General features: G+C 58.1%; 24 protein-coding genes and 3 tRNA genes. 10 read left to right on the top strand and 17 right to left on the bottom strand.

The genetic code is table 11. From position 1 onward, the window contains the following. The first annotated feature begins 97 nt into the window (after positions 1-97). Both ilvA and AC1EJ1_RS08320 read left to right on the top strand, forming a co-directional pair. On the top strand, positions 98-1,417 hold the full coding sequence (gene ilvA / locus AC1EJ1_RS08325) for a threonine ammonia-lyase IlvA (protein ID WP_480295669.1): 1,320 nt from the start codon (positions 98-100) through the stop codon (positions 1,415-1,417). Between the two features lie 66 nt (positions 1,418-1,483). Then, positions 1,484-1,556 (top strand) — tRNA-Arg (locus tag AC1EJ1_RS08320). Positions 1,557-2,071: 515 nt separating this feature from the next. Here the strand turns inward: AC1EJ1_RS08320 and dcuC are convergent. From dcuC to rpmF, 3 genes are all read right to left on the bottom strand, one after another. Next, complete coding sequence (gene dcuC, locus AC1EJ1_RS08315; RefSeq protein WP_480295668.1) at positions 2,072-3,565, bottom strand: C4-dicarboxylate transporter DcuC; 1,494 nt, start codon at positions 3,563-3,565, stop codon at positions 2,072-2,074. Positions 3,566-3,682: 117 nt separating this feature from the next. Then, positions 3,683-4,411: a Type 1 glutamine amidotransferase-like domain-containing protein gene (locus tag AC1EJ1_RS08310; protein WP_070725182.1), complete on the bottom strand. Its 729-nt coding sequence runs from the start codon at positions 4,409-4,411 to the stop codon at positions 3,683-3,685. Positions 4,412-4,668: 257 nt separating this feature from the next. Continuing rightward, a complete protein-coding gene (gene rpmF, locus AC1EJ1_RS08305; RefSeq protein WP_058236940.1) occupies positions 4,669-4,845 on the bottom strand; it encodes a 50S ribosomal protein L32 in 177 nt (58 codons plus the stop codon). A gap of 318 nt (positions 4,846-5,163) precedes the next feature. On the opposite strand from rpmF, the gene AC1EJ1_RS08300 reads away from it, so the two are divergent. From AC1EJ1_RS08300 to AC1EJ1_RS08285, 4 genes are all read left to right on the top strand, one after another. After that, positions 5,164-5,805, top strand: coding sequence for a YigZ family protein (locus AC1EJ1_RS08300; protein ID WP_480295667.1), 642 nt, complete (start codon positions 5,164-5,166; stop codon positions 5,803-5,805). A 249-nt stretch (positions 5,806-6,054) separates the two neighbouring features. Then, positions 6,055-6,996 carry a cysteine synthase A gene (cysK, locus tag AC1EJ1_RS08295; RefSeq protein WP_285015572.1) on the top strand — a complete coding sequence of 314 codons (942 nt, stop codon included), beginning with the start codon at positions 6,055-6,057 and terminating at the stop codon, positions 6,994-6,996. A gap of 96 nt (positions 6,997-7,092) precedes the next feature. Further along, complete coding sequence (cysE, locus tag AC1EJ1_RS08290; RefSeq protein WP_058236943.1) at positions 7,093-7,701, top strand: serine O-acetyltransferase; 609 nt, start codon at positions 7,093-7,095, stop codon at positions 7,699-7,701. Between the two features lie 145 nt (positions 7,702-7,846). Then, complete coding sequence (locus AC1EJ1_RS08285) at positions 7,847-8,365, top strand: GNAT family N-acetyltransferase (protein ID WP_058236944.1); 519 nt, start codon at positions 7,847-7,849, stop codon at positions 8,363-8,365. Between the two features lie 233 nt (positions 8,366-8,598). On the opposite strand, the gene AC1EJ1_RS08280 is transcribed toward AC1EJ1_RS08285, so the two are convergent. From AC1EJ1_RS08280 to AC1EJ1_RS08265, 4 genes are all read right to left on the bottom strand, one after another. Next, positions 8,599-10,512, bottom strand: a complete 1,914-nt coding sequence (locus AC1EJ1_RS08280) for a DUF4185 domain-containing protein (RefSeq protein WP_480295666.1) — start codon at positions 10,510-10,512, stop codon at positions 8,599-8,601. A 64-nt stretch (positions 10,513-10,576) separates the two neighbouring features. After that, a complete protein-coding gene (locus AC1EJ1_RS08275; RefSeq protein WP_480295665.1) occupies positions 10,577-11,491 on the bottom strand; it encodes a carbohydrate ABC transporter permease in 915 nt (304 codons plus the stop codon). 2 nt (positions 11,492-11,493) lie between these two features. Further along, positions 11,494-12,402, bottom strand: a complete 909-nt coding sequence (locus AC1EJ1_RS08270; protein ID WP_058236947.1) for a carbohydrate ABC transporter permease — start codon at positions 12,400-12,402, stop codon at positions 11,494-11,496. A gap of 47 nt (positions 12,403-12,449) precedes the next feature. Next, the gene (locus AC1EJ1_RS08265) at positions 12,450-13,844 is read right to left on the bottom strand and encodes an ABC transporter substrate-binding protein (protein ID WP_285015581.1); all 1,395 of its coding nucleotides are present in this window, start codon (positions 13,842-13,844) and stop codon (positions 12,450-12,452) included. Between the two features lie 224 nt (positions 13,845-14,068). Between AC1EJ1_RS08265 and AC1EJ1_RS08260 the strand changes: the two genes are divergently transcribed. Next, positions 14,069-15,196, top strand: a complete 1,128-nt coding sequence (locus AC1EJ1_RS08260) for a glycoside hydrolase family 172 protein (RefSeq protein WP_285015582.1) — start codon at positions 14,069-14,071, stop codon at positions 15,194-15,196. Between the two features lie 34 nt (positions 15,197-15,230). Here AC1EJ1_RS08260 and AC1EJ1_RS08255 read toward each other — a convergent pair whose 3' ends face one another. Continuing rightward, positions 15,231-16,178 carry an Fpg/Nei family DNA glycosylase gene (locus AC1EJ1_RS08255; RefSeq protein WP_285015584.1) on the bottom strand — a complete coding sequence of 316 codons (948 nt, stop codon included), beginning with the start codon at positions 16,176-16,178 and terminating at the stop codon, positions 15,231-15,233. Positions 16,179-16,212: 34 nt separating this feature from the next. Next, complete coding sequence (locus AC1EJ1_RS08250; RefSeq protein ID WP_285015587.1) at positions 16,213-19,119, bottom strand: leucine--tRNA ligase; 2,907 nt, start codon at positions 19,117-19,119, stop codon at positions 16,213-16,215. A 181-nt stretch (positions 19,120-19,300) separates the two neighbouring features. Between AC1EJ1_RS08250 and AC1EJ1_RS08245 the strand changes: the two genes are divergently transcribed. Further along, positions 19,301-19,747 carry an HIT family protein gene (locus AC1EJ1_RS08245; RefSeq protein WP_285015589.1) on the top strand — a complete coding sequence of 149 codons (447 nt, stop codon included), beginning with the start codon at positions 19,301-19,303 and terminating at the stop codon, positions 19,745-19,747. Positions 19,748-19,789: 42 nt separating this feature from the next. Here AC1EJ1_RS08245 and AC1EJ1_RS08240 read toward each other — a convergent pair whose 3' ends face one another. Continuing rightward, positions 19,790-20,518 carry a metal-dependent transcriptional regulator gene (locus tag AC1EJ1_RS08240; protein WP_285015591.1) on the bottom strand — a complete coding sequence of 243 codons (729 nt, stop codon included), beginning with the start codon at positions 20,516-20,518 and terminating at the stop codon, positions 19,790-19,792. Between the two features lie 167 nt (positions 20,519-20,685). On the opposite strand from AC1EJ1_RS08240, the gene AC1EJ1_RS08235 reads away from it, so the two are divergent. Both AC1EJ1_RS08235 and AC1EJ1_RS08230 read left to right on the top strand, forming a co-directional pair. Continuing rightward, positions 20,686-20,761, top strand: a tRNA-Lys gene (locus AC1EJ1_RS08235). Between the two features lie 12 nt (positions 20,762-20,773). Then, positions 20,774-20,846: transfer RNA gene (locus AC1EJ1_RS08230), tRNA-Lys, on the top strand. Positions 20,847-20,887: 41 nt separating this feature from the next. Here AC1EJ1_RS08230 and AC1EJ1_RS08225 read toward each other — a convergent pair. From AC1EJ1_RS08225 to AC1EJ1_RS08195, 7 genes are all read right to left on the bottom strand, one after another. Beyond that, positions 20,888-21,037 carry a hypothetical protein gene (locus AC1EJ1_RS08225; protein ID WP_285015594.1) on the bottom strand — a complete coding sequence of 50 codons (150 nt, stop codon included), beginning with the start codon at positions 21,035-21,037 and terminating at the stop codon, positions 20,888-20,890. Between the two features lie 146 nt (positions 21,038-21,183). Then, positions 21,184-21,531, bottom strand: a complete 348-nt coding sequence (locus tag AC1EJ1_RS08220) for an Imm61 family immunity protein (protein WP_480295685.1) — start codon at positions 21,529-21,531, stop codon at positions 21,184-21,186. 843 nt (positions 21,532-22,374) lie between these two features. Beyond that, the gene (locus tag AC1EJ1_RS08215) at positions 22,375-23,715 is read right to left on the bottom strand and encodes a TNT domain-containing protein (RefSeq protein ID WP_285015597.1); all 1,341 of its coding nucleotides are present in this window, start codon (positions 23,713-23,715) and stop codon (positions 22,375-22,377) included. Further along, the gene (locus AC1EJ1_RS08210) at positions 23,708-23,965 is read right to left on the bottom strand and encodes a hypothetical protein (protein WP_157886365.1); all 258 of its coding nucleotides are present in this window, start codon (positions 23,963-23,965) and stop codon (positions 23,708-23,710) included. The genes AC1EJ1_RS08215 and AC1EJ1_RS08210 overlap by 8 nt, the downstream gene beginning before the upstream one ends. A gap of 77 nt (positions 23,966-24,042) precedes the next feature. Next, a complete protein-coding gene (locus AC1EJ1_RS08205) occupies positions 24,043-24,243 on the bottom strand; it encodes a hypothetical protein (protein WP_350309971.1) in 201 nt (66 codons plus the stop codon). Between the two features lie 288 nt (positions 24,244-24,531). Then, positions 24,532-25,005, bottom strand: a complete 474-nt coding sequence (locus AC1EJ1_RS08200) for a peroxiredoxin (RefSeq protein WP_285015602.1) — start codon at positions 25,003-25,005, stop codon at positions 24,532-24,534. A 108-nt stretch (positions 25,006-25,113) separates the two neighbouring features. Further along, positions 25,114-26,169, bottom strand: coding sequence for an ABC transporter ATP-binding protein (locus AC1EJ1_RS08195; RefSeq protein ID WP_285015605.1), 1,056 nt, complete (start codon positions 26,167-26,169; stop codon positions 25,114-25,116). Positions 26,170-26,191 lie beyond the last annotated feature (22 nt).

The following is a 26,191-nucleotide window of genomic DNA, read 5'->3' as shown; positions in this document are numbered from 1 at the left end:
GAGTGTCGTACACGTGGACAGCCTCTCCGAATCGGCACACAGGTGAATACACTGAACCCACAAACAACTTGTACACGCAGATGGAAGGAGCGTTGCCGTGGCATCATCTCAGCACGTACCGCCACATTCAGAACTCAACGACACATCGACAGTGACGCTCAATGACATTATGCGTGCCAGCTTGTCCCTGAAAGACGTCGTCAAACATACGCCGCTGGATGTGTCGGAACGCTTGACGCAGGAACTGGGCGTGCCCGTCTTACTCAAGCGTGAGGATCAGCAGGTGTGCCGCTCATTCAAAGTGCGCGGCGCGTACGCGAAGATGAGCGCACTGAGCGCGCAATCACGCCAGCAGGGTGTGGTGTGCGCTTCGGCCGGTAACCATGCTCAGGGTGTGGCGTTCGCATGCGCGCACCTGAACGTGCGCGGCACGATCTACCTGCCGTCGACCACGCCGCGCCAGAAACGTGAACGTATCGCCGCCATCGGAGGCGAATGGGTGGAGCAGGTCATCGTGGATGGCGGTTTTGACCGTGCGAACGCGTTGGCGACGGAAGCTGCGCGCGTCACGGGACGCGAATACGTCCACCCCTACGACGATCCGGGAACAATCGCGGGCGGAGGCACCATCGGTGTCGAACTGGCCGAGCAGATCCCTGCTGATACGTCCTGCGTGCTGGTGCCTGTCGGGGGTGGTGGCCTCATCGCGGGGATTGCGACAGCGCTCAGCCATCTGCGTCCTGACGTGCGTGTCATTGGTGTGGAGCCGGACGGCGCTGCCTCGATGCAGCGCGCCTTTGACGAGGGTGGCCCTACCGCGCTGGATCGTGTTGATTCCTTTGTTGACGGGACCGCTGTCGGGACGGTGGGAACCTTGCCGTTCCAGCTGGCGCAGGAAAACGTGTCCTCTCTTGTGTCGGTGCCCGAAGGGGCCGTGTGCACGGAGATGGTGTCTCTGTATCAAACTGACGGCATCATTGCTGAGCCTGCGGGGGCGCTGGCCAGCACGGCTGCTCGCACGTTGCTGACCGATCCGAAACGGCGCGCTGAGCTCACGGGCAGCGATGAGGGATCCATTGTCTGTGTCGTGTCCGGTGGTAACAATGACTTGAGCCGTTATGCGGAAGTGGTGGAACGCTCGCTGCGTCATGAGGGGCTGCGGCACTATTTTGTTGTGACCTTCCCGCAGCAGCCGGGTGCGTTGCGCCTGTTCCTGTCAGAAGTGTTGGGTCCAGGTGATGACGTGGTGCATTTCGAGTACACGAAGAAGAACAATCGCGAGACCGGGCCTGCGTTGGTGGGGATCGATCTGAGCGATCCGGCAGACATTGAACGGTTGCGCACACGGATGGAAGCCTCTCCCCTGCATGTCGAAGAAGTTGCTCCGGATTCGGAGATTTTCCGTCTGCTGGTGTGAAGTGAGACCACTTCACCTGCCTGTATTCACACCCGAGGGTGCAGGCACGCTATCCTTATGCGAGTAGCCCCCGTAGCTCAATGGATAGAGCAAAGGCCTTCTAATCCTTAGGTTGCAGGTTCGAGTCCTGTCGGGGGCGCATTTCGTGAAGCGACTGGTAGTGCCGACACCAGTTCAGCTGGCGTGTTGTACGACAGACAATGTGCGTCAACCGGTCAAGGTAAACGAAGGGGCTTTTCGTCAACCGGTCAAGGTAAGAGACCACTACTGCCCCGTCTCACTATTCAAGATCCGCATATTAGTGCGGGAAAGTCACTGTCGCTGATAAGTGTTCAGTCCGAGTCGTCCGCTCATACCTTGACTGGTTGATTCCAGACCGCGCGATGACCTTGACCCGTTGACTCCTACCTTGACCGGTTGACTGGCACTCGCTTCACTGACTGTGACCAGGGCACTGCTACCTCAATCCGATGATGTCTACCTCGACCTGTTGAGTCCTGCCACAATCAGTTTGATAAGCCGCGTTCTCATACACGCGCTAAGCGTGTTCAATGCACGTGGACAGCACACGAACAGGGGGGCCTGCTCTCGGCGGCCGGATTACCAAAATCCCGCCGCGTGGAGCAAGCCCCCTGAGTGAGCCAGTCTCACCGCTTATGCGTGAATGAAGAGGAACGAGAAAATCACGTTCAGAACCGTTGCGGCGATCATCGGAACCGCTGTGCGCTTGACCAGTTCAATCGGATTGACGTTAATGGCGCCCGACACGATCAGGACTGCAGCGCACACAGGCGACACCTGACGCATCAGGTTTGACGTTGCCCACATCGAGTTCAACATACGAATGGGCAGCACACCACCGCTTTCGGCCAAGTGAGGGACAACCTCGGAGAAAGCGAAGTACGGAGCGGTACCAGACCCCGTCAGGGTAGACAGCAGCGCGACCGACACGACAAAGATCAAGATGATCAATGCCGCAGCGCCGCTTGAACCTTCCGTCGCATCAGTCAGCATCTTGATGACACCAAGCTGCGTGATACCTTCCACCAGAATTGCGGCGGCGACCAGCAGCGCAACCACGCCGCCCGCTGCCTCACCCATACCGGTGAAGAAGTTCTTACCCGCATCGATCGCCTTGTTCAGTGAACGCAGGCGGATAGCCTCGACAATCATCGCGATGAACAGGGAGACAACGGTGACAGGCAGGATGCCAGCCTCAAACGGGATGACACCCAGACGATTCAGAGCCGCTGAAATGATGATGAGCAGCAGTGGCAGCAACGGCAACAATGCGTAGAACCACGGCAAGTTGGCTGCACGCTTGAGGGCATCCTGGATCGTTGCTTCTGAGGCACTGTTCGATGCGCCCGACGCAGATTTCTCACCCTTCTTCGCAGCCTTCATTTCAGCTCCGGTCGCACCGGTCGCTGCGACAATGCCAGCAGCCACGTCAGCACGTTTGCGTGCATCAACCAGATCGCATCGACGCTGCCACCACATATGAATGAAAGCCGTGATCAGCAGTGTCGGAATCGTCGCTAACGCCACATGGCCAAACACGTACTGCGTGACAGGCATACCAACCAGGTCAGCGCCCTGGATCAGGCCCGCTTCCAGCGGCGTCGGGACAATGGTCGACGACGTCACCACAATTGCGCCCACCGTCAGCGGCGTCAATCCTGATGCCACCAGCGCCGGCAACAGCGTGGCGATGAGCAGCAGCGACAGGGATGCGGCCGACGGCACCACCAGAGACAAGATGTTGCCCAGGATGAAACCGATGGGGATCAGCCAATACGAGCCGTGCAAAGCCCTGAGGGGTTTCGACAAGATGACGACGGCTTTGGCATCTGCGCCGATGTACCGCATGTAGGATACGAAGCCGAACAGCACCATGATCGCCATACCGATTCCGGTGAAGCGATTGGCGAAGATCGATTCGACTATCTGCAGCTCGTCGTAGAACGCATTGCCAGTGGCTTCAATTTCGCGTGTTGCGTTATCGATCTTGCCCATCGCTGCAGCGATCATCATGAGCACGATGCCGACGGTGAAAATTGACGCAGCCGGATGTACCTTCTTGATCACCAGGTATCCGACCGCAGCAATGCCCGCCAGAGCAATAACAATCACGAGGAAAGTAATCATGCGGACCCTTTCTTTGAAATGTCTTACATGCCAAAGCGGCATCACCCGTGCGGTGCCGCCGTGGGGACGAGTCGCACTGTATCAGTGGACAGACCCAAAACTGTGATGATGATGTAATTAATCAGCAAGACGGCGAGGCGTGAGTTGTTCTTCGACAACCTCATCCCCGTCCTTGAACGTGTGCCAGCCGTAGACCTCGTCCCGATCCGACACCACGTCGACAAGTTCCGTATCGCGGTAGACCAGGCCGATCCCGTTTTCTGACGAGTAGGCATCAGTGAAGTCGCCCTCGGCCACCATGCGCTGCAGGAGTTCACGACGCTGCGGGTTCACTCCGTAGTGCACGCCGTTGCCGTAGGGAAGGAAGCCGAGGCCATCAGTGACGGGACGCAGGTCCGGCCCGAATGAATCCGTGGCTCCGCCGATGTGCCAGCACATTGATCCGGCGGACACACCAGCCAGGACGATGCCTTTCTCCCACGCTTCGCGCATGACCTCGTCCAGTCCGTGTGCGCGCCACACTGCCAGCAGGTTCACCACCGATCCCCCGTCAACCCAGATGACGTCCTGGTCCAGGAGGTATTCGCGAGGGTCATCGACATTCGGCATCATGAAACAGGTCAACGGATTAAGCTGCCACCCGCGCAACCGCGCCGCCTCCATGCGTTCAGCGATTCGCGCTTTCTGGTCACCGCACGCCGTGGCGAGGTAGCCAATCTTCGGTGCCCGCCCTTCCACGCCTGCCAGCTCCACCGCGTATGCGGCAAGAGGACCATATTCAACGTCGCACCGCCGTCCCGGATGATATGTGCCTGACGTGCCCACAATAAAGCGCTCTCGAGTCATCCCTCACCTCTCAGATTCTTCATGCCGCCGCTGTGATGTGCGGCCACAGGCACCGGGTTGCCGTGCTGTTCTTATGTTAACGGAAAGACACGTCCTGTCTGAGTGTTCGGCTGATCCTTCTGGGCACGCACAGTGCATGGATCAGCACAGCGTTGCATCATCCACGGCGGCAGCGATCGTACACACAACAAAAGACCCGAACACCTCGCGGGGTGTCCGGGTCCTCACGTCATCGAGTGACGCGTAAGAAAAATGTCTCAGTCGAGATCGTCGACGCTGAGCAAGCCCTTCTTGTACGCCTTCGCCAGGCGACGAGGCACGCGAATCTCACGACCGGCAACCTTCAGATTGTCGAGCTGGGTGAGATCAGCCTTCCATGCTGACCGGCGAGTGCGGGTGTTCGCTCGGGACATCTTGCGTTTGGGAACTGCCATGGCCCTACCGCTCCTCTTTCTACATTCGTGGACATCACTACCGGCAATAACTGTGCCATGCCTGCTGACAAAATGCCAGCTGCTGACTCCAGTTTCGCTGTGATTTCACTCGCGTACCGGCAACCCAAGAACTCTAGCACGCCAGGGGCGTGACTTTCTTCCCTCTTTGTAGGACTTTGCCCACATTTGTGCCCTCCACTCCCCTCGTAATTGTCGTAATTGACGAGGACGACCATGCGCCGCTGCTGCGTGCCGACACGATAGAGTGACAGCATCATCAATGGGACCACGAGCAAGCGGAGGGGTGACACAGATTCCGTGAACGATATCCGAACGCTTCGTGCGGGAACGCTGATCACCCATGAAATCGAGATCAAACGCTCACGCTTCATCGCCACTGTGGCCCGCGCCGACACCGAAGATGAAGCGCGCGCACTCATCGACATGGTCCGTTCGGAGCACCCACAGGCACGGCATAACTGTTCGGCCTACCTCATCAGTGCGGATGGCCGAAACGCAATCCAGCATTCCTCTGACGACGGGGAACCATCGGGCACAGCCGGCACGCCTATGCTTGAAGCCCTCAAAATGTCTGACACGTGGAATGTGACGGCTGTCGTCACCCGTTATTTCGGCGGAGTGCTGCTGGGTGCGGGAGGCCTCATCCGCGCGTATTCGTCAGCGGTGAGCGAGGCACTGGCCCGCGCACCTCACGTGGTCATCAAGACTCTCAACATTGCTCGCATCACTGTCGATTCCAATGATGCCGGTAAGTTCCAGTCGGAGCTGCACAGCGCGAATGTGCCGATTGTGGGCAGCACGTGGGATGCGCGTGTCCACCTCGACATCGCCGCCACTGACGACGACATCGAGCAGTGGGTAGACCGCGCAATGGTTCTGACCCACGGGCAGGCCAGCGTTCACGTAACGGGACGAACTCGAATAGAAGTGGACGCATGAGACAAAAACCCGTACAGTGTCGCATGTGATTCACACAGCAACGAACCAGATGAACGCGACACAGGTCGCGCGGCGTTGCGTGCACGCAGTTTCTGCGTGCTTTTTCTGTATCTGCACGGCGGAGTGTCTCTAGGGCGAATAGCCTTCTCCGTACGTCTATGCGTACTGCTGTTCGCCCGCATGGTGATTGAACCAGCCCATTTTTCTTTTTCTTTCCTTCTTGACTTTTTCTCTATGGAGTGATTTTTCATGACCGCTATCGCCGCAAACGTCACTGAACTCATTGGCCGCACCCCCCTCGTCGCTATCAATCGCCTCGCGGGCGACAACGCCCACGTCATCGCAAAAGTAGAGGCGTTCAACCCTGCGTCATCTGTCAAGGACCGTATTGCTGCCGCCATCATCGACGCTGCCGAGGAATCGGGCGCCCTCAAGGAAGGCGGAACTATCATCGAGGCCACCTCAGGCAACACGGGTGTCGCACTGGCAATGGTGGGCGCCTCGCGTGGTTACCACGTGGTCATCGCGATGCCCTCGTCGATGAGCATTGAGCGCCGCCTGCTGATGAAAGCCTTCGGCGCTGAACTGGTGCTGACCGACCCGAAGGACGGCATCTACGGTGCCGTGGCCGCAGCCGAGAAGATTCGTGACGAACGTGAAGGCTCAATCATCGCCTCACAGTTCACCAACCCTGCCAACCCGCAAATACACCGCGTCACAACCGCGGAAGAAATCTGGGCGGATACCGACGGCACGGTGAATATCGTCGTTGCCGGAGTTGGAACTGGCGGCACGATCTCAGGTGTGGGCGACGCGCTCAAACAGAAGAACCCTGATATCCAGATCATCGCCGTGCAGCCCGCTGAATCCCCTATGCTGACCGGTGGCGCAAGTGGCCCCCACGGCATCCAGGGAATTGGACCGAACTTCGTGGCCGACACATATAACGCGCAAGTCGTCGATGAGGTGATAGATATCGACACCCCCACTGCTCTCACCTTTGCCCGCCGCGCCGCTGCTGAAGAAGGCCTGCTTGTCGGCATTTCCTCGGGTGCTGCCCTGGCTGCAGCAGCCCAGGTTGCTGAGCGTGCTGAAAACGCCGGTAAGAACATCGTGGTCGTGTTGCCTGATACGGGCGAGCGATACCTGTCAACTGCGCTGTTTGAAGATCTGCGCGACGACAACGAGTAATACTGATACTGATCGGTCTCACGTGTGGGTGGCATGAGCGGTGTGCTCCTGTCACCCACACTGGGGATCTCGGCCACTGATTGAATAAGAGGCATCATGGCACTTTCTCCCTCACGTGCGCTTAAGCTTCTGCGAGAGGACCTCGACACTGCGCTCAAACGTGACCCAGCTGCACGATCGCGCACTGAAGTGGCGTTGACCTACCCTGGTGTGCACGCCCTGTGGAGTCACCGTGTTGCGCACGCACTGTGGCAGCGCAATGTGCGTATACCGGCTCGCCTGATTTCCTCTTTCGCCCGTGTCATGACTGGAGTTGATATCCATCCGGCCGCGCAGATCGGCCATCAGGTTTTCATTGACCATGCGACCGGTGTCGTGATCGGCCAGACGACTGAAGTGGGCGACGACGTCGTGATCTTCCATGGTGTCACGCTGGGCGGTGTGTCGATGAGTCCGGGGAAGCGTCACCCCACAGTGGGGCACCATGTCATGATCGGTGCGGGCGCAAAAGTTCTGGGCCCGATCACCATCGGTGACAATTCAAAGGTGGGGGCGAACGCCGTGGTGACCCGCGATGTTCCGGAATGTTCGGTGGCCTTGGGGGTTCCAGCTAGGTCGCATCCTTCCCCCGAATCGGTGGAAGAGCCCGATGATGAGCTGATTGTGGATCCGAACTCCTACGTGGATCCATCCCTGCTGATTTAACCAAGGTTTCTCGGCCTCTGCGCTGCGCTTCCCCCTCGGCCCACACCGCATGTTGCACGTGCTCACGCCAATGTGTGTGACACCGGAGGTGACGTCACCTGCCAAAATACCCACAAACGTGCGCCAGGTCACGTAGGCTAAGGGCATGACGAAGCGAACGTTGCAAGCTTCTTTGAATACGTTGGCCGATGTCGATCAGCCCCAGGGCGTCCAGCTTGCCACCCTCACGAGGTACGACATCCCAGCGTTGGCATCGCTCCATGTCATCGCCTATGGAGCGCCCTCCACTGCGGAGAACCTGTGGGAATCAACGGATGAAATGCGTCTGTATTTTGAAGGTGCGTTTGGTCAGCCTCGTGACGACTCGTTCATCGGCGCGTGGCGTGACGGAAGCCTAGTGGGAGCGATCCTGTGCGTCACCGATGTTGTGTGGGATGATGCTCCGCGCGGTCCGTTCGTCATTGACTTGATTGTTGATCCTGAATGTCGTCGTGAAGGCATTGCAACGGTGCTCATTGCCGAGCTTGCCCGCCGTTGCGCGTCGTGGGGTGAAAATGACTTGTCCTTGCGCCTTGATCTGAAATCCGCGCCCGACGCGCAGAAGTTCTACGACGCACTCGGTTTTGTGGAGGTCAACGCCGAATCGGACGATTCCGCGTCCTAGGTCCTCCCCTGCTCGCTGCAGACGCCTGTCTGCTTCGTTTCTCTACCGGCTTTCGTCCGTCTTCTATTTTGCATGGGCCTGTACGCCCGAGCTAGCTCCGGCTTGCATCCATGACCACTGCGGGTCACCGCACCTAGGCGCCCTAACACGATTGACGAGGGCGACCCATCCGATGTTCGGTGTACACCACCAGTGCGTGAGTCGCCCTCGTCAATGTCGTATTCAGCTGAACATTACCTAGCCTGTCGGCGCCTTGCTGCAACCAAGGAGAGCCCACCAATCAGGCTGATTCCAACAAGTGCGGGCACGAGGCTTCCGACTGTGGAGCCGGTACGCGCAACCGTTGCCTTGTAGCCGGCTTGAGCGGATGCCGCTCCTGCCTTACCCCCGTTGCCGTTTTCTGGCCGGTTCACGTCGCCACCAAGATTGCCCTCGCCCTTTCCACTACCGGCATCGGCGTTCCCGCCCTCGTCTTTACCCGCATCGGCATCGGCGTTTGCATCACCATCTGCAGGCTTGGTGTCGGACTTACTCGGTCCAGTGGCCTTCAGAGACAAGCTATCCATCTGCACCCACTGGTCAGCAGTAGGGGCAGCGTCTACGAAAATATCGATCTGGCTGTTGCTTCCCGAGTCGAATTCCACAACAAAGCGCGTGTATCCGGCCAAGTGTGTGAATTCCTGAGAGGCAAGAACCTGTCCGCCTGGACCGGTTTGACGCGCACCCACCGTTCCCTTGTCAGTGCGCTGCGGGTTGTCAGGACCAGTCGTCACGAACGCTGTCATCTTGTAGTGAGTGTTGGGTGTGACGGTTACTGTCTGGGAAAGCTCCAACGTGCCTTGGTTGTTCCGCATCCATGCCTGGTGTTCTGACCCATATGCCCAATCCGGCTTGCCATCAAGACCGCAAGGTCCGTGGCATTGCCAATGGGGACTCATACCGCCATTCTCTACGCGCTCAAAACCGGGGTCTTTAACGAGGTTCGGGTGGATCACATTGCCATCCTTATCTACCTCGAATGTCATCTGGAAAATGTTGTAGGAGCCCCAGATTGACATGGCGAAATGCACTTCTGAACCTGAATTCCACGGGTGCATGTACGGTGCATACATTCCGGGATAATCCAGTGAGGTTGCCACTACTGTCTTGTCTGACCACGGACCTTCCGGACGATCTGCCAGGCGGTACACCACGTCAAAGATTCCCGCTTCGTCTGAATCAGTGGTGTACATCAGCATCCACTTGTTCAGGTATGAGTTGTACTGCAAAGACAGTTCCGTCGTTGGAGCTTCAATGATGTCGGCCGCGGTACCCTCGTCGTCACCCCACTCGCTGCCGTTCCAGTACTGGTAAGCATCCTTTTCGAGGATCTTGTTCTCATCAACCCTGGCGATGCGGATGGCACCGAAGCGACCATTCGGCGTGCCCATCATGTAGACGAAGCCATCGCCTTGACCGTGAGCAAAGCCCACCATCTGAAAGTTATTGGACCACTTGTCATCGTTGGTCCACTGCGGGCCGTCGGTCGTATTCCAGGTTTCTCCCCCGTCATCGGAGTACGCGATACGGGAATAGTTCGTGAACCATTCTCCGGGGACGCCCCACTTATTGACGGACATGAACGCCAAGTACTGCCGGCCGCCCACCGCGATGCCGCCGGTGGGAATAGTGGTGTGCTCGGTTTCAGGGATCTTGAGCGAGGGAATGATCTCCCGCGCTTTTCCGTTCTCATCGACCACGGCAGAATCGAACAGGATTCCGTCTTCAGCGAAGTTCCTGGTGGACGAACGCAGCAGTGCATTCGAACGCCAGTCTTCTCCGCCGCCACCATTGCCGCTCCATTCGCCGAAGGTGTCACCAACAGCGAATAACACATGACCGTCTCCGTCATCCCACATGATTCCAAGGTCGGTTCCCTGGATTTTCATGGTCTGGGCGGTGTTTGTAAAACCTTTAGCACCTGTCAGCTGAGCGACAACGCGTGCAGCCGAAGGATGAGCGTATGGCTTCTCCGCCTCGGGTGCGGCTGGATCGGCAGCGCACGCTGTTCCTGCCAGACACAGCGCGCCGGCGCATGCGCAGGCAGCAATGATTGCTCCTCGTCGAGTGAATAAGCAGCGCCCTGGTGGTGAGATAGACTCACGCATAGCGTGTCCTTTCCTTGGATGGGTGTGTCGGCCGTGACCGTCGTCCTCATCGATGAGGACGCTCCTACTTCAGACCGGACATTTTGATGTTGCCAATGATCTGGCGCTGGAAAATAAGGAAGATGATGATCACTGGCGCCGCTGACAGGACAGAGCCCGCCATGAGTAGACCCAGTTCAGAGGTACGTTCCGAGCGGAACGTCGCAAGGTATTGCTGGAGCTGGTACTTCTCCGGGGACGTGATGGTCAGAATCGGCCACACGTATGCATTCCAGTATCCCAGGAAGGACGTGATGCCCATGACGACGAACGGAGGCTTCGACAGGGGCAGGAACAGACGCACGAAAATCTGGAAACGCCCGCACCCATCCAGCATGGCTGCCTCTTCGAGGGATGAGGGGATCGACAGGTAGAACTGTCGGATAAAGAAGATCATTCCCGCGTTCGCGACACCGGGAATAACCAGAACGGCCAGAGTATCCAGCATGCGTAACTTCGTCACAACGATGAAGCTGGTCAGCAGAATCGTCATACCCGGAATGAACATCGTCGTGATCATGACGACCCACAGGATTTTCTTGAAGCGGAACTCCAGGCGTGCGAACGCATAGGCAGCAAGTGAGTTGACGGTCAGGCTGGCAGTCATGAAGAGCAGCGCACCCAGAAGCGTCCACAGCAATGCGCGGATGAACGTGGGATCCTGCGCGATGCGCGCGTAGTTTTCCCAGTGCCACACTTCGGGGAAGAACTGGAAGGGAGTCTGAACAACTTCGGTCTTTGCCTTGAATCCTGCGATGACCATCCACAGCAGGGGGAACAGTGCAGCGAAGATGAAGATCGCACCGAACAGGCCTTTGATCACGATGACCGGCCACCATTGTTTCCGGTGGAACTGCGGTGCTGCTGCCTGGTCTTTCTTCGTGGAGTCCGATGTCTCCATTGCGGTGCTGACACCCGTCGACGTTGACATTACTGACATGATTAATCCACCAGCTTCTCGGAGTTCACGAATTTGAAGATCAGTGCGGAGAGGGTTCCCAGAACCAGGAACATCAGCAGGGCTGCTGCAATCGAGTAGCCCACGTTCATGTCTCCGCGGAAGTGATTGAAGATGAACAGGTTCGGTGTGGTTGTCGAATCCAACGGCCCGCCGCCGGTCATGACCAGCGGGAGCTCGTACTGTTGGATCGCGCCGATAATGCCTGTTACCAGCAGATACAACCCCACATTCTTCATCTGCGGCAATGTGATGTAGAAGGTCTTTTGCCACCAGTTCGCTCCCTCGAGCGAGGCGGCTTCGTAGAACTCGCTGGGGATGTCAATCATGGCTGCCACCATGATCAGGGATGTGAGGCCCATTCCCAGCCAGATTGCCGGGACTGCGATGGCCAGAAGCGCCCACTGGGGGTCACCCAGCCATGCGATTGGTTCAACTCCGAAGAACCCGAGGAACCAGTTCAAAATGCCGCCGGAGTAGTCATAGATCAACACGAAGATGATCGAGGTAATAACGCCGGAAATAATGGTCGGCAGATAGATGCTGACCTTCAACGTGTCAGCAAATCTGCGCGACACAGATACGACAAGACTGGAAAAGAGGAATGCGAGAACAAGCGTGGTGGGCACGGTGAACAGAACGAACATGAAACCGCGTTTAATGGCGGCGATAAACAGCGGGTCCTTGAGGACGTCCGTGTAGTTCTTGAACGCAACGAATACTGCGGGCTTGTAAAAGCTCCAGTCCTGGAATGACAGGTACGCTGCGTAAATTGCTGGCCACACCACGAAGATCCCGAGCAGCACAAAGGCGGGAAGGATCAAGAGGTATGCGAGTCGTCCATCACGGAAACGGAACTTCTTTGAGTCCTTCCGCACCTTTGTACTGGACATCGGGATTCCTTTCTTCAGCCTGGGAACAGTCCTATGACAGGGCTGAATTACTTATCGCCGGGAGCAGATGCTTTCTCGGGAAGGCTCTCACGATCGATCACGGTCTGGATCGCCTTCTCAGCAGTGTCGATCGCCTGGTCAGCGGTCGCGGCACCCTTCATCACGGTCTCCATCGCCGTGCCGACTGCCATCGAGACATCCCACGGGTAGGCAACGCTTGGAATGGCATCGGGAGCAATCTCAGTCATGATGACGTCTGACCACGGAGCGGACTTGGCCTCTTCAGTGGCGGCCACGCCTTCCTGAACGTCGTCGCGCGGAGGAATCTTGGTGAACTGGGTGGCAACATAGAACGGAACGAGGTTCTCAACGTCTCCGGCCAGAACCCATTCGAGGAACTTGCCTGCTTCTTCAGGGTGCTTGGCCTTTGCGTCAACAACCCACTTGAAGTCACCCAGTGTGGTGGTGGTTCGTCCCTCTCCGTTCGGTGAGCTCGGGAACAGGCCCAGACCCGTGTTCGTCAGCATGTCCTGGTAGTCGGAGCCAACCTCGGACATCATCCAGGAACCGGACACCTTGTAGGCCACCTTCTTTTCACCGAATTCCTTGGCTTCCAGGTAGCTGCCCAGAGGCTGCTTGGCCATGTAGCCGTTGTCCCACAGATCCTTGTAGAACTGCATGAGGTCACGGTAGCCCTGGTCGTTGATGTTCGGTGCGCTCCAGTCATCGGTCAGTGCGTTGTGTCCGGAAGCATTGAACTGCTGGCCCACAGATGCCCAGGCGAATGTGCCGGCATCAGATGCCGGGGAAATGCAGTACTGACCATCCGACAGGGTTGGCTGAATCTTCGCGCAGTTGTCGAGCAGATCCTGCCACGTCTTCGGTGCCTGCTCAGCGTCAAGGCCGGCAGCGGAGACCATTTCCTTGTTCCAGAACAGCACTGTCTGCGGCTCCAGAACCAGCGGGTATGCGTAGTAAGTGCCATCAATCTGGGAAACCGAACGTGCCAGGTCGGTCATCTTGTCCAGGCCTTCCTTGGACACGATCGAATCCAGATCGTGGAACTGAGCGGCATTCACGCCGTCATTGAGCGGTCCGGCGAAGGTGTAAATGTCGGGACTCTTGTTTGCTGCCTGCGCCGACTTCATCTTCTGATCCCACGCGTCGGCCGGTACTTCTGTGTCGACTACGGTGATCTCGTCCTGCGCCTCGTTGAACTTCTGAACGATGTTCTTGTACCACTCATTTTCCACGGGGGTGAATGTGCGGTGCCAGAATTCAATGGTCGTGCCGCCCTCGGATGATGACCCCGAGGCTGCTGCGCCGCTTTCTGAACCTGCGGGTTCACCTGGCGTTCCCGAGCCACATCCTCCTACGAGAACAGATGCCAAGGTGAACGACGCAATCCCTGCCCACGCCCACCTGCTCTTTCCTGAATTCATGGTGTCTCCTCTTCGATATGACTCAACGTTGAGTCCGTTAGCCCTATCTCGCGTTGTGATGATCTTTGAGCATTCCACCAGTGGAAAACTCGCTGATTATGGCACCTGGAAGCCAATGGTTAATTGACCCTGACTACCTGGTGCTCTACACTATACAGTAATCGATTACAAATCGTGAAATTCCGACGCACATTTTGATATTTTCTCAGGAAAGGCGGCCAACGATGCTCTCCCCCTTGACAGGTCTGACCACGATTCGCAACGTAGCCACTCGCTCCATCTCTCCGGAAAACTTCGACGGCACACCTGGGGGTGGCGGCCGCGCGACCGAGGGAACCGGTGCGGAATGTGCACGCGACCTGGGACCCACGTGGAAGATCTCTCCCAGTATTGACGTTCCGGCTCGCGGCACATTCGAGCTGGCCAACATCTCAGGTACCGGATGCATCACTCATATCTGGATGACCGCTCACACCTCACTGTGGCGTCGCCTGGTCTTCCGCTGCTACTGGGACGGCAGTGACGAACCTGCCGTTGAGGTGCCCTACGGCGACTTCTTCTGCAATGGCTGGTCCGTGTTCTCGCAGGTTAATTCTGTTCCGATCGCCGCCAACCCGCACGGTGGTTTCAACTCCTACTGGCCCATGCCGTTCAAGTCCGGCGCTCGCCTGACACTGGAGAACACCTCCGACGAGGATGCCCGCGTCTACTACCAGATCACCTACGACATTGACGAGGGTGACTCATCCGCCGCTGACGGCGCAGCCGCCAAGGATGATATCGCCTACTTCCATGCGCAGTGGCGCCGCTCCAACCCCCTGCCGACGCTCACCACACACCCGATTCTGGAAAACATCGAGGGCCTGGGGCACTACGTGGGCACCTACATCGCATGGTCAGTCAATGACAACGGCTGGTGGGGCGAAGGCGAAATCAAGTTCTACATGGACGACGACACTGACTATCCCACGATCTGTGGCACCGGCACTGAGGATTATTTCGGTGGTGCCTGGAACTTCGATGTCCCCGGCCGCGGATACACGACGTTCTCCACGCCGTACCTGGGAATGCCGCAGGTCATCCGCCCCGATGGCCTGTATATCGCCAATCAGCGTTTCGGAATGTACCGCTTCCATATTCAGGACGCAATCCACTTCTCCAAGGGACTGCCGCGCGTCGACATTCAGGCTTTGGGCTGGCGTTCAGGTGGCCGCTACCTGCCGCTGCATGACGACATCGCCTCGACCGCCATGTTCTACCTGGATCGTCCGGTCACGAACCGTCCCGAGGCGCCGACCTACGATTCCATGGAGGTCCACCTGGGAGCAGCTCCGGCCACTGACCTGGCCTAGTGTCATAGCCTTCCTGTCAGCGTCGGGCTTTTGCCTAGCGCTGACAGCCCGGACACCAGAAGAGACGTCTCGTAGCCATCAGATCCTCCGCAACGGGAGTGCCGCAACGCAGGCACGGCCTGCCGGTGCGGTGATAGACATACCAGCGTGATGCTTCAGGATCACCCTCAAGGGGTGGTTCCGGAGCATCCTCGTCGCTCACTGTTTCGATTCTGCCCACTTCAAGGCCGTGTGTCATGAGTGGGCAGATCGTTTTCCATAGCAGGCTCAGGCGCGCCTCGGCCACTCGGTTGCCTCGGCGTCTGGGATGAATCCCCGTAATGAAGAGCGATTCTGCGCGGTAAATGTTCCCGACGCCGGCAATCACAGACTGATCCATAACCAGTTCGCCGATGGTGCGCGATCGTGAGCGGATCGCATCGATGAAGGCGCGCTCCAGGTCGGGACGAGTCAGCGCGTGGGGTGACAGCGGATCGGGACCCAGACGCTGCTGTGCCTGGCGCTGTTCATCAGGTGTGATGACTTCGCAGCGATTAGGACCTGACAGGTCGGCGACCGCGTCATCTGTTTCGATGCGGACCCTGACCTGGCCAACCGGCTCGGGTGGAGTCCATCGGCCGTCCTCGTGCGTTGTGCCGCTGTCGCCAGCCAGCCGCGGAGCTCCGATCGATACGGGAACCTCCACCGATTCGCTGCCATATAAACGCCACGACCCATACAGACCCAGGTGGACATGCAGCCACAGGTCGTCGGTATATGCCACCTGCGTACCGTCGGGGTGTCCCTCGCGTACCGGTCCGGGCGCGCTCAACTGCATGAAGAAATGCTTGCCGTGCGCACGAACCGACGTCACTATCCTGCCGTTGATCAGGCGTGCTCCGCCGGCGAAGCGTCCCTGCGGCGATGACACCCGGACCGCACGTCCGACAAACAGCGTGTCGAACGTGCGGGCCAGAGCATGAATAACGTCGCCTTCAGGCATAGGTTCTCGCCGCTACCAATCTGACAGCGCGCGGCTAGTTCTTCGGCAGAACCAGGTTCACCAGTTTAGGTGCGCGCACAATAACTTTCAGCGGCTCACGTCCATCGAGGATGGCGCGGATCGGCTCCAGGTCGAGCGCGCGGGTGCGCAGATCGTCCTCGTCAATCGAGGGCGATACATCGAGGCGGGCACGAACCTTGCCGTTGACCTGCACGATCGCAGTAATCGCATCTTCTTCGAGCAGTGATTCGTCCTCAACGACCGGGAACGGTTCACGTGCGAGCGACTCATCGTGCCCCAGTTTGTGCCACAGTTCTTCAGCGATGTGCGGCGCAACAGGGCTGACCATCAGCACCAGGGGTTCGATGATTTCGCGCGGTACCGCATCCATCGACGTGATGTGGTTATTCAACACAATCATGCGGGCAATGGCGGTGTTAATGCGCAGGTTCTCGAACTCAACCGTCACATCCGCGATCGTGCGGGCCAGCAGTTTGCGCGTGGCCAGGTCGGCCGGTTCGTCACTGACAGTGACCTCACCAGTTTCTTCATCGAGGACATTGCGCCACAGGCGCTGCAGGAAGCGCTGAGATCCAACGACGGCTCGCGTCTCCCACGGGCGGGAAATATCCAGCGGTCCCATCGACATCTCATACACTCGCAGCGTGTCCGCGCCATAGTCCTGAGCGAATTCGTCAGGTGTGACAACGTTCTTCAGGGACTTGCCCATCTTGCCGTATTCCTGTGTGACGGGCTCGCCCTTCCAGGTGAATCCGCTTTCCTCGTCGCCCGTCACTTCATCGGCCGGCACGTATGCGCCGCGTGAATCCGTGTAGGCGTAGGCCTGGATGTAGCCCTGGTTGAACAGCCGGTGGAACGGCTCAGATGCGCTGACGTATCCCAGGTCGAAGAGGATCTTCTGCCAGAAACGCGCATACAGCAGGTGCAAAACGGCGTGTTCGACGCCACCGACATACAGGTCCGCACCGCCGGATTCGCCCGGGTTGCGCGGCCCCATCCAGTACTGCTCATTGACCGGATCAGCGAAATGTTCGGTGTTATTCGGGTCGCCGTAACGGATTTCGTAAGCGCACGAGCCAGCCCAGTTCGGCATGGTGTTCGTGTCACGACGATACGTCTGCTTGCCTTCACCCAGATCCAGTTCAACGTCCAACCAGTCCGTTGCCCGACCCAGCGGTGCTTCCGGCTCAGACGCAGCATCGTTCTCATCGAATGTGCGCGGCGAAAAGTCATCAATTTCCGGCAGGGTGACGGGGAGCATCTCATCAGGCAGCGCGTGCACGCGGCCATCAGCCGAATACACCACGGGGAACGGTTCACCCCAGTAGCGCTGACGTGAGAACAGCCAGTCACGCAGGCGGTACGTCACGGTTTTCTTGCCCAGGCCGCGTTCTTCCAGCCACTGTGTGATGCGCTCAATGGCCGCTTCCTTGCCCAGACCGTTGAGGTCCACTTCCTCATTGGCCGAGTTGGTGATGACACCGTCACCGACCCACGCGGCTTCGTCGCGGTCGAAGTCTTCGGGTGGGGTGATCGTGGTGATGATGTCCAGGTCGAAACGACGTGCGAAGTCAAAGTCACGCTGGTCGTGCGCGGGCACAGCCATAATCGCGCCGGTGCCGTATCCCATCAGGACATAGTCGGCCACAAAAATCGGGATGCTCGTGCCGTTAACAGGGTTGGTGGCGAAACGCCCGGAGAACACGCCTGTCTTCTCCCCTGCTTCGGCGGTTCGCTCCGCATCCGTCATGCGTGCAGCGCGTTCACGGTAGGCTTTCACAGCCGTAGCTGGCGTAGCGTATCCACCTGTCCACGCTTCGCGTGTTCCCTCGGGCCACTCAGCAGGCACGTTCAGGTCAGCAGCGTCGCCCTCGTCCCCGAGCAGGGGGTGTTCGGGGGCAACGACCATGAATGTTGCGCCAAAAAGCGTGTCAGGGCGGGTGGTGAACACATCGAGCCGCGTGCCGTCAGCGTCAAATGTGACGCGCGCGCCGGTGGAGCGGCCAATCCAGTGATGCTGCATTGAGCGCACCTTGTCCGGCCAGTTCACTGTGTCCAGGTCAGCGTCCAGGCGGTCAGCGTAGGCGGTGATTCGCATCATCCACTGGCGCATGCGCTTGGTAAAGACTGGGAAATTGCCGCGCTCGGAGCGTCCCTCGGCGGTGACTTCCTCGTTGGCGAGCACGGTGCCCAGGCCGGGAGCCCAGTTCACGGGCGCCTCGTTGATATAGGCCAGGCGGTAGGAATCGAGCACGCGGGCCTGTTCGACCGCTGTCAGATCGTCCCACGCCTTGTCGAATGTTTCCTCGCCCTCAGATGTGGCGATCGGGCGCGCGCCGGAGCGGAATTCGTCTTCCAGTTCGCTGATCGGACGGGCGCAGCCTTTCGTGCCGGCCGGGTTCGTCGCTTCAGTGTCATACCACGCGTTGAAGATCTTCAGGAAGATCCACTGCGTCCAACGCACAAACAGGTCATCGGTTGTAGCAAATGAGCGGCGCTTGTCGTGCGACAGTCCCAGGCGCGCCAGTTGGCGACGCATATTCGCAATGTTGTCGTATGTCGTGATGCGCGGATGTTGGCCGGTCTGGATGGCGTACTGTTCAGCGGGAAGACCGAATGCGTCGAATCCCATCGTGTACAGCACGTTAAAGCCGCGCATGCGCTGGAAACGTGCGATCGTGTCAGTGGCGATATAGCCCAGCGGGTGTCCAACGTGCAGGCCTTTGCCTGACGGGTAGGGGAACATGTCGAGCAGGAAGTAAGGGGTCAGTTGCGCCAGTGGCCCTTCAAGGTCTCCGGTTGGGTTATCGGCATTGAATGTGCCACGGTCATCCCACTGCTTGTGCCACTTGTCTTCGATGGCGTTGGCCATCTGTGCGGTGTAGCGGAATTCCGGCTCCGAACCTTGATTCTGGCTCATTGATGGATCCCTCTCGAATTCTTCGGTCATGCTCGTCAAATTGGCCTGTTGCCAACCACTTAAGGGTATCTCATCGCGCCACTGGCTACCGGATTCGTTCAGCGTACGATCGGGCGCAGGTGCGGAGGGGTATCGCGACGAGGGTGGCCCATGCGGGCGCAAGATGGGTGACAATAGAGCCATGAGTACAGCATTTGAGAACATCATTGATGGAACATGGTCGGGACGCTTCGCATGGGCTGACGACGTTTGTGTTGTTTTTGCCACCATTGAGCCGATCCGCGCTGGTCACATGCTGGTGGTGCCGCGCCACCCTTACCCGTCGTGGACGGACGCGCCGATGGAGGTTGCCGAGCACCTGATGCACGTGGCTCACATCATTGGGCGAGCACAGATCGAAGCCTTCGACGTGGAGCGCGCCGGCCTGATCATTGCCGGTTTTGAGGTACCTCACACCCATCTGCATGTAGTCCCCATGAAGTCGGAAGCAGATATTGCATTCGCCAATGCTGCTCAGGCCAGTGATGATGCCCTCGACGATGCTACGACGAGGGTGCGTGAGGCACTAGTGGGCCTGGGGTACGAGGCGAACGTGCCGCCGTCGATGGGGTCAGCTTCCCTGAGCTAGCTCGGGTGTGCGGCTGCGACGGTTGGCGCACGGTTGCGACGGTTACTGTTCAACGTGAAGATCATCCGGGTCGGTGGCCACGAAAATGGCATCTGCGGCCACGTCACCGATTTCGACGGTATGCGCGCGCTCTTCACCAGATTCGCGCACGTCAAGTGTGAGTGTTCCCAGCGCAGGTGAGCGGCGCACCACCGTGATACGGGCATCCAGGGCGATCCCCCTGCTGGCCAGATCGCGCAGCATCTGCGGATGGCCATCTGAGATTCGCACGATGACCGTGTCAGTTCCTTCGACAACGTCAGACAGCGGCATCATACCGGGAGCCAGGCGAGTGCCGTCAGGAGCCGGAATCGGGTCGCCATGTGGGTCGCGCATCGGGAAACCAAGTGCACGGTCGAGGTGCTCAAGCAGCGTCTCGGAGACCGCATGTTCAAGGATTTCTGCTTCTCGGTGAACTTCGTCCCACTCAAAGTCGAGCTTTTCGTACAGGTATGTTTCGAGGAGGCGGTGGCGACGCACCACACCTACTGCTATTGCGCGGCCCTTTTCGGTCAGGTGAACCTTATGGTAGGGCTCGTGCTCAACCAGTCCCTGCTCTGTCAGGCGCTTGACGTTTTCAGATGCGGTCGATGCAACAACGCCCATCCTGGCGGCAAGATCGTTCACCGATACTCCGGCACCACTCCACTCCCCTGCGGAGTAAATGGTCTTCAAGTAGTCCTGCGTCATCTGCGTGATGGGCACGTCACGCAGATCGTCGTGGTGTTCCATCAGCCCTCCAGGTTTGTCAGTGTCAAAGACGCGTTGGCGCTCCGGTTCTTACTGTAGATGCCCATGCGCGCCTGTGCATGCGTCCTGCAGATGTGTCCTATCGCCTACTTTTCAAGTTGTCTGAAGCCCCTTGACACGAGTACAGTATTACTTCGTTACGAGACGTAGCGCCGTTAGCTCAATTGGCAGAGCAGCTGGCTCTTAACCAGCGGGTTGGGGGTTCGATTCCCTCACGGCGCACCACCTGTAACTCATGCGCCGTTAGCTCAATTGGCAGAGCAGCTGGCTCTTAACCAGCGGGTTGGGGGTTCGATTCCCTCACGGCGCACTTTTTATGCCTCCACTCCTCCGAGAGAATTTGTCACCTCTTCATGCTTCTTCGGTCACGTGCACGTCTTGGCGGTCGACACCAAAGCCTGCACAGATATTGCGCAGAGTGAGCCGAGGGTCGGCCATGGTTGGCGTCTCAATGCGCATCCCCGTCATCGAGGTCGGCGAGGCGATTGTCGTGATCCCCATTCGAGTGGCTGACGCTGGATCGAGTGCGGATGAAACACATTGCGCATGAAAAGAGCGTCTGAACTTTCCGCCAGCGGCCTCAGCTCTTCGAAAAACGGCTCGTCAAGACTCATCAACGACACAGCCTCACACGACCCGCACACACGCTATTCCTCGACAACGAATGCTTCGAGGGCTGGATGACCATTAGGATCCAGAAACGAGTCAAGAAGATCCCGAACCGGAATATCACAGATATAAGAAAACAGCACAGTCTCTGAATAGTCGTTGACGAGATCGTCATGCATATGGAAAGGCAGGACTTGGCCAGCTGGCGTCTTAAGAGTGTACGTGTACTTTTCTACCTCAACCAGTTCGTATCCGGGCCGCTGTTCATAGGTGTAACACGGAAAGTACAAGGACGCGTAGCCGCGCTGCGCCCAGCGGAATGATTCGCCCGCCTGGTAGATGAACCAGCGCGTCACCAGGTCAAGATCCGGGGAAAAAACGTAAATTGAATATCCCCGTTTCGCGAGCTCCCTCCATATGCGAACTGCCCGTCCTCAAGTTGAGCCAAGTGGTAGATCGGGTCACCAGCATGACTGATACTGATCGAACGAGGATAGTGAATATTGCGCATAAAAAGAGCATTACGACATTCCGCCAGCAGCCTCAGCTCCTCGAAAAACGGCTCATCAAGACTCGTGAGCGTCAATATTGCATCATCCCTTATTCTTAAGACATGTGACGGAGTCTTATCCTTCATTATACGGTCTGAACATATGAGAGCCATCCAGCTCCGGGTGGAACCTCCGCTCTCAGAGTTTTCTTGCGTTGGCTCTAAGGGGCGAGGAATTGGGAAAGCGAAGGTTCTCCGTTTGCGTTGGTCACTGAATCGACCAGGTCGTGTACCTCTATGTCATGAATGTGAGAGTAGCGCACGCATTGGGAGACGTCATGTACAAGGTCGTCGCTCATCTTCATCGGCAGAAGTTCGCCATCTGGAGCTCGCAGAGTCGAAAGTGTGCGCGTCAAGCGGTGGAGAGCATATCCTTCCCGTATCTGACTAGTTCGGTGAGGAATGGAGAACTGCAGGTAGGCGCGAGCGTATCGATAGGGGAAGCTGGCGTTTAAGATAAGCCAGCGTAGGGCAATCTGTGCGTCCATAGTGACAAGTGAGAAGGAAATAGGACCACCTCGACCGCTTGAACCGAATGCGAAAGATCCGTCGTTGTGGTGTACCACGTGGAGGGCGGGGTCGCCATAGTCGTAGCTCAGCGTGACAGATTCATGTGCTACCTCGTTGAGTGCAAATCGGGCCCATCGGCATTCAGCTAAAGGCCGTAACTCATCGAAACTCAGTGTACCCATTCGAGGAGAATTCCTTTCTCTATGCACTCTGCAATTGACACCATTTCACCTCGTTCATTTAAGAAGATGAATTGCTTACCTCCGCCTTCAAATCCTAATGCGGGGGCGATTGTACCCTCTTCAACAGAGTAGCCACGAGGCAGTTCACCCAGCTGATAACCGTAGAGACGGTCATGAGCTTTCGGAGGCGGCATTGATCGCTTTTCAAATGGAATATGACGGCCTTCAGGTGCCGATGCGACGAATTGTCCCCCTGGATGACCGATCCGGTCGACGAATCGTCCATACTTTTCCTTGATTTGTTGAAGGCTGCTATGGCGCACAACTGAGTCAGGCAAGGCGCCGTTTGTATCTTGAAATCTATAATTCGGAACACCTCTCGAGTTTAAATTCTTTGAAGCCCACGCGTCGTAGGTCGGATACGGCTCTCCGTGCGCGTTCTTCCCAAATGGTGCGGGGCTTGTGTCCCAATGGGGGGTTGCGTCGGAGCGATGCAAGGAAAACTCGGTATATTGAGCTGGGTCTACGTGAGGGGCAGAAGCGTTGATGCGTGTCGAGGGTGTGTCTGCGCCTTTGCGGAGGAGCCTGTTGAGGGTGTCAGAGAACTTCCTGAACAACTCGGTGAGCTTGCCGAGCAGCCCCTTGAGATTCTTGACTGAATCAATGACCTTGTGAACAGTTGTGCTGATCCTGGATGTCATCGTGGCAACACTGGTGGATATTTGCGCCGCGATTGCGGGAATACCCAGCCCAGCGGTGGCAACCGCTTCGATAATGGCGGACGCGAACTTGCCGATGATTTCAGATAGAGCATCACGCACCAGGTCGTGAACAATCTGAACAAGCGTGGCAGCAACGTTAAGAGCCTGCCCCATCGCGCTGGCCCACTTGCCAGCCTGCTCAATCAGCTTGCCCAGGTCAACTTCTAGGGCGGTGATCGCGCTGATGGTTTGCCCGCTCATAGATGACAGGTCAGAGCGCGTATACCCGGCCAGCTGCTGGGAGCACGCGGACAGCTGAGTGTTAATGTTGCCCCACGTCTGAGCATAGGCCGCAACCTGGTCCGCATCGCCAGTGAACTCATCGAGCCACTGATCCAAAGGGTGAACATGCTCAAGCACCCATCCGGCACCCATCGCGATCAGCGAACCGATCGGGTCAGCAATCATACTGGCCGCATCACCCACAGCAGCGAACGCAGCCATACCGCCACTGACCCAGCTGCCTGAATTGAACGCGCCAACCAACTGCTCGCCGTCTTCAAGAAGAAACGTGCCGGCAAGCGGGCTGGTCGAGTCCTGACGCTGCGCCACCAAAGGATTAGCCACGCCGACCTCGCTTCCCCCACACGCTCACCTCATTGTTGAAGGAGCGTGTCAGCTCGTCTTCGTGAGCAGTAAAATCCTCCACAGCAATACCCAGCTGACTGCACAACCGGTCCAACGCGCTCGACGCGCTTGACAGCGCGTCACGCGCCTGACCTTCCACGAGCGACAGGGGCGGGACCAAAAAAGGCGAACACAACACGCCGAACGCGCCATCACCCACACCGACCTGAACGGACGCATCACGGGCCATCTGAATTCCCTGCCCCACGTGAGCGACATGACACCGGTGCTCATCAAGCTGGTCAGTGTTAATACGCAGATCGTCCGTCACTGGTCCGCAAGCTTTCGCACAGTCGGCGAATCAGCACCAAAGATCTCTGAGGCCACAGCAACCATCTGGGTGCGCACATCGCTCAACGCTGCCCTGTACGCCTCCATCACGCTGGACGTCAACTGGCTTTTCGACAAGGTCGACACCTGGGCGGCGAACTCAATCCTGTCAAGATGACCACTGTGATCCACATGCACCGTGACAATACGATCACGGCTCGAACCACTCCCACACGCATCCTCAGCCTGGCGCTGAAAAATTCACCGCCGCTTGGGCATGACGCTCAGCGCCCGCCACCTGACAGTCAACCGCATCATGCGCCCCATCAAATTCATCCACACAACGTATATACGAGTTTGCACGGCATCCCGTCCATGAAACACACGTCACACCTTCAGCCGACACGCGCATAGAACTGTCGCGCCTCGTTTGGGACACGGGCACCTGCCCTCCAAACCTGCAGGCGCAGACCGTCGCTGTACGACTCAGTCGATGGCGAGTTCCCTGCGCAGACGCTTGACGTGGCCTGAAGCCCTGACGCCATATTGTGCAAGGGCAATTGTGCCGTCAGGGTTGACGACAAATGTGCAACGTTTTGGTCCCAGAATTTTGCGGCCGAAACTCATTTTTTCGCCAAAGGCCCCATAGGCGTCGATCACGGTGCCTTCCGGATCTGACAGCAGCGGAAATGTCAGTAACTGGTTTGCCTCGAACTTTTCCAGCGCCGCCATGTCATCCTTGCTGATGCCGACAACCTCATATCCTGCGCCCTGCAGCGAGGCCAGCGAGTCACGAAAATCGCACGCCTCGGTGGTGCATCCGGGCGTGGACGCACGCGGGTAGAAGTACACCACCACGCCGCGTGCAGCACGAGCCAGCATGTCAGTCAGTGACACAGTGCCGTGCGTGGAATCCAAAGTGAATTCAGGAGCCTTGTCCCCCACCTTCAGTTCAGCCATGGCAGCCTCCTCATGTGTCCGCCGTATTTGTCCGTCGTCATCCACCACTGTAGGTCACGCCCGCTGCGAGCGCTCATGAAGGAACCATCCTGCCGCATCACGGCAACGCTAGAATCCTTTGGACTGCAGCCATCTCATCAATTCACTTGTCCTGGCCGCCTGATAATCATCCCGGTCAGCCGCGTCGCTCTCGTGCCTCCTATCGAGTTTCCTGCTGTCAATGGCACCCACGATCACCCCGTCACGCAGATAGACGATCCCGTCCGCGCGCGCAACGCACACCGGGTCATGTGTCACCATGACAATGGTCGTGCGATCCTGATGTGCTTCCTCAAGCGCCTCCAGCACTTCACCGGTCATGGAGGTGTTCAGCGCACCGGTTGGCTCGTCAGCGAACACGATCGATGGCTGGGTGGCGAGTGCGCGACAGATGGTGGCGCGCTGGAGCTGTCCCCCGGATACCTGGGTGATCTCATGATCAGCTACTGCGCCAATGTCGAATCGCTCCATCAGTGCGTCGACGCGTTCCTCGGCCGCCCTCGTCCCTGACCGTCCGGCAGCTTTCAAGGCGGGCAGCGCAATGTTGTCGCGAATCGTGAAGTTCTTCAGGAAGTGCGCCTGTTGGAAAACGAAACCCATCTCGTGCAGGCGCACGTGGCTCATCTGCGAGTCGCTCAGCTCGGTGAGCTCATGCCCTGCCAGTTCGACGGAACCGCCGGTGGGTCGATCCATTCCGCTCATGCAATACAACAATGTGGACTTCCCCGAACCTGACGCCCCCATCACGGCCACGAACTGTCCGCGCGGCACCTCCAGGTCGATGCCTCGCAGCACCTGCGTGGGCGGCTCCGTCGTCGAGAAGGTCTTCGTCAGGTCCTTCACGCGCAGCAGCGTCCGCCCCGCCTGCTGTGTGTGATCTGCAGGTTCGCGCGCTTCCATGTTGTCTGCGGCCATGCGCATTGTTGCCCACACCAGACCAAGTGCAACGGCGCAGATAATATTGCCGATCGCCATCAGGCGTGTGCGGTCAAATCGATCGGCAAGCACTCCGTCGGGCGGTGCCAACAGGACGGCGGGCAGGAACCCTGCCAGCGTGATCAGCGCGACCGACGTGCTCAGGCCGATGTGCTGGTAGGCATAGATGGTCAGAGCGAACGGTGTCAAGCCGTTGCCAGTCTTGGCAATC

It is taken from the genome of Pauljensenia sp. C0170B4, from assembly GCF_056590235.1.
Note: the sequence above shows the minus strand (reverse complement) of the source record. Positions and strands in the feature narration are given on the sequence as shown.

What these genes read in the sequence shown, in the direction of transcription:
- dcuC (WP_480295668.1), bottom strand. Translation starts at nt 3,565, where the DNA reads ATGATTACTTTCCTCGTGATTGTTATTGCTCTGGCGGGCATTGCTGCG.
- AC1EJ1_RS08255 (WP_285015584.1), bottom strand. Translation starts at nt 16,178, where the DNA reads ATGCCTGAAGGCGACGTTATTCATGCTCTGGCCCGCACGTTCGACACG.
- AC1EJ1_RS08260 (WP_285015582.1), top strand. Translation starts at nt 14,069, where the DNA reads ATGCTCTCCCCCTTGACAGGTCTGACCACGATTCGCAACGTAGCCACT.
- AC1EJ1_RS08280 (WP_480295666.1), bottom strand. Translation starts at nt 10,512, where the DNA reads ATGCGTGAGTCTATCTCACCACCAGGGCGCTGCTTATTCACTCGACGA.
- AC1EJ1_RS08210 (WP_157886365.1), bottom strand. Translation starts at nt 23,965, where the DNA reads ATGGCCCGTGATGCGTCCGTTCAGGTCGGTGTGGGTGATGGCGCGTTC.
- cysE (WP_058236943.1), top strand. Translation starts at nt 7,093, where the DNA reads ATGGCACTTTCTCCCTCACGTGCGCTTAAGCTTCTGCGAGAGGACCTC.
- AC1EJ1_RS08250 (WP_285015587.1), bottom strand. Translation starts at nt 19,119, where the DNA reads ATGAGCCAGAATCAAGGTTCGGAGCCGGAATTCCGCTACACCGCACAG.
- AC1EJ1_RS08225 (WP_285015594.1), bottom strand. Translation starts at nt 21,037, where the DNA reads ATGGGGATCACGACAATCGCCTCGCCGACCTCGATGACGGGGATGCGC.
- AC1EJ1_RS08200 (WP_285015602.1), bottom strand. Translation starts at nt 25,005, where the DNA reads ATGGCTGAACTGAAGGTGGGGGACAAGGCTCCTGAATTCACTTTGGAT.
- AC1EJ1_RS08270 (WP_058236947.1), bottom strand. Translation starts at nt 12,402, where the DNA reads ATGTCCAGTACAAAGGTGCGGAAGGACTCAAAGAAGTTCCGTTTCCGT.
- cysK (WP_285015572.1), top strand. Translation starts at nt 6,055, where the DNA reads ATGACCGCTATCGCCGCAAACGTCACTGAACTCATTGGCCGCACCCCC.
- AC1EJ1_RS08265 (WP_285015581.1), bottom strand. Translation starts at nt 13,844, where the DNA reads ATGAATTCAGGAAAGAGCAGGTGGGCGTGGGCAGGGATTGCGTCGTTC.
- AC1EJ1_RS08245 (WP_285015589.1), top strand. Translation starts at nt 19,301, where the DNA reads ATGAGTACAGCATTTGAGAACATCATTGATGGAACATGGTCGGGACGC.
- AC1EJ1_RS08310 (WP_070725182.1), bottom strand. Translation starts at nt 4,411, where the DNA reads ATGACTCGAGAGCGCTTTATTGTGGGCACGTCAGGCACATATCATCCG.
- AC1EJ1_RS08285 (WP_058236944.1), top strand. Translation starts at nt 7,847, where the DNA reads ATGACGAAGCGAACGTTGCAAGCTTCTTTGAATACGTTGGCCGATGTC.
- AC1EJ1_RS08240 (WP_285015591.1), bottom strand. Translation starts at nt 20,518, where the DNA reads ATGGAACACCACGACGATCTGCGTGACGTGCCCATCACGCAGATGACG.
- rpmF (WP_058236940.1), bottom strand. Translation starts at nt 4,845, where the DNA reads ATGGCAGTTCCCAAACGCAAGATGTCCCGAGCGAACACCCGCACTCGC.
- AC1EJ1_RS08275 (WP_480295665.1), bottom strand. Translation starts at nt 11,491, where the DNA reads ATGTCAGTAATGTCAACGTCGACGGGTGTCAGCACCGCAATGGAGACA.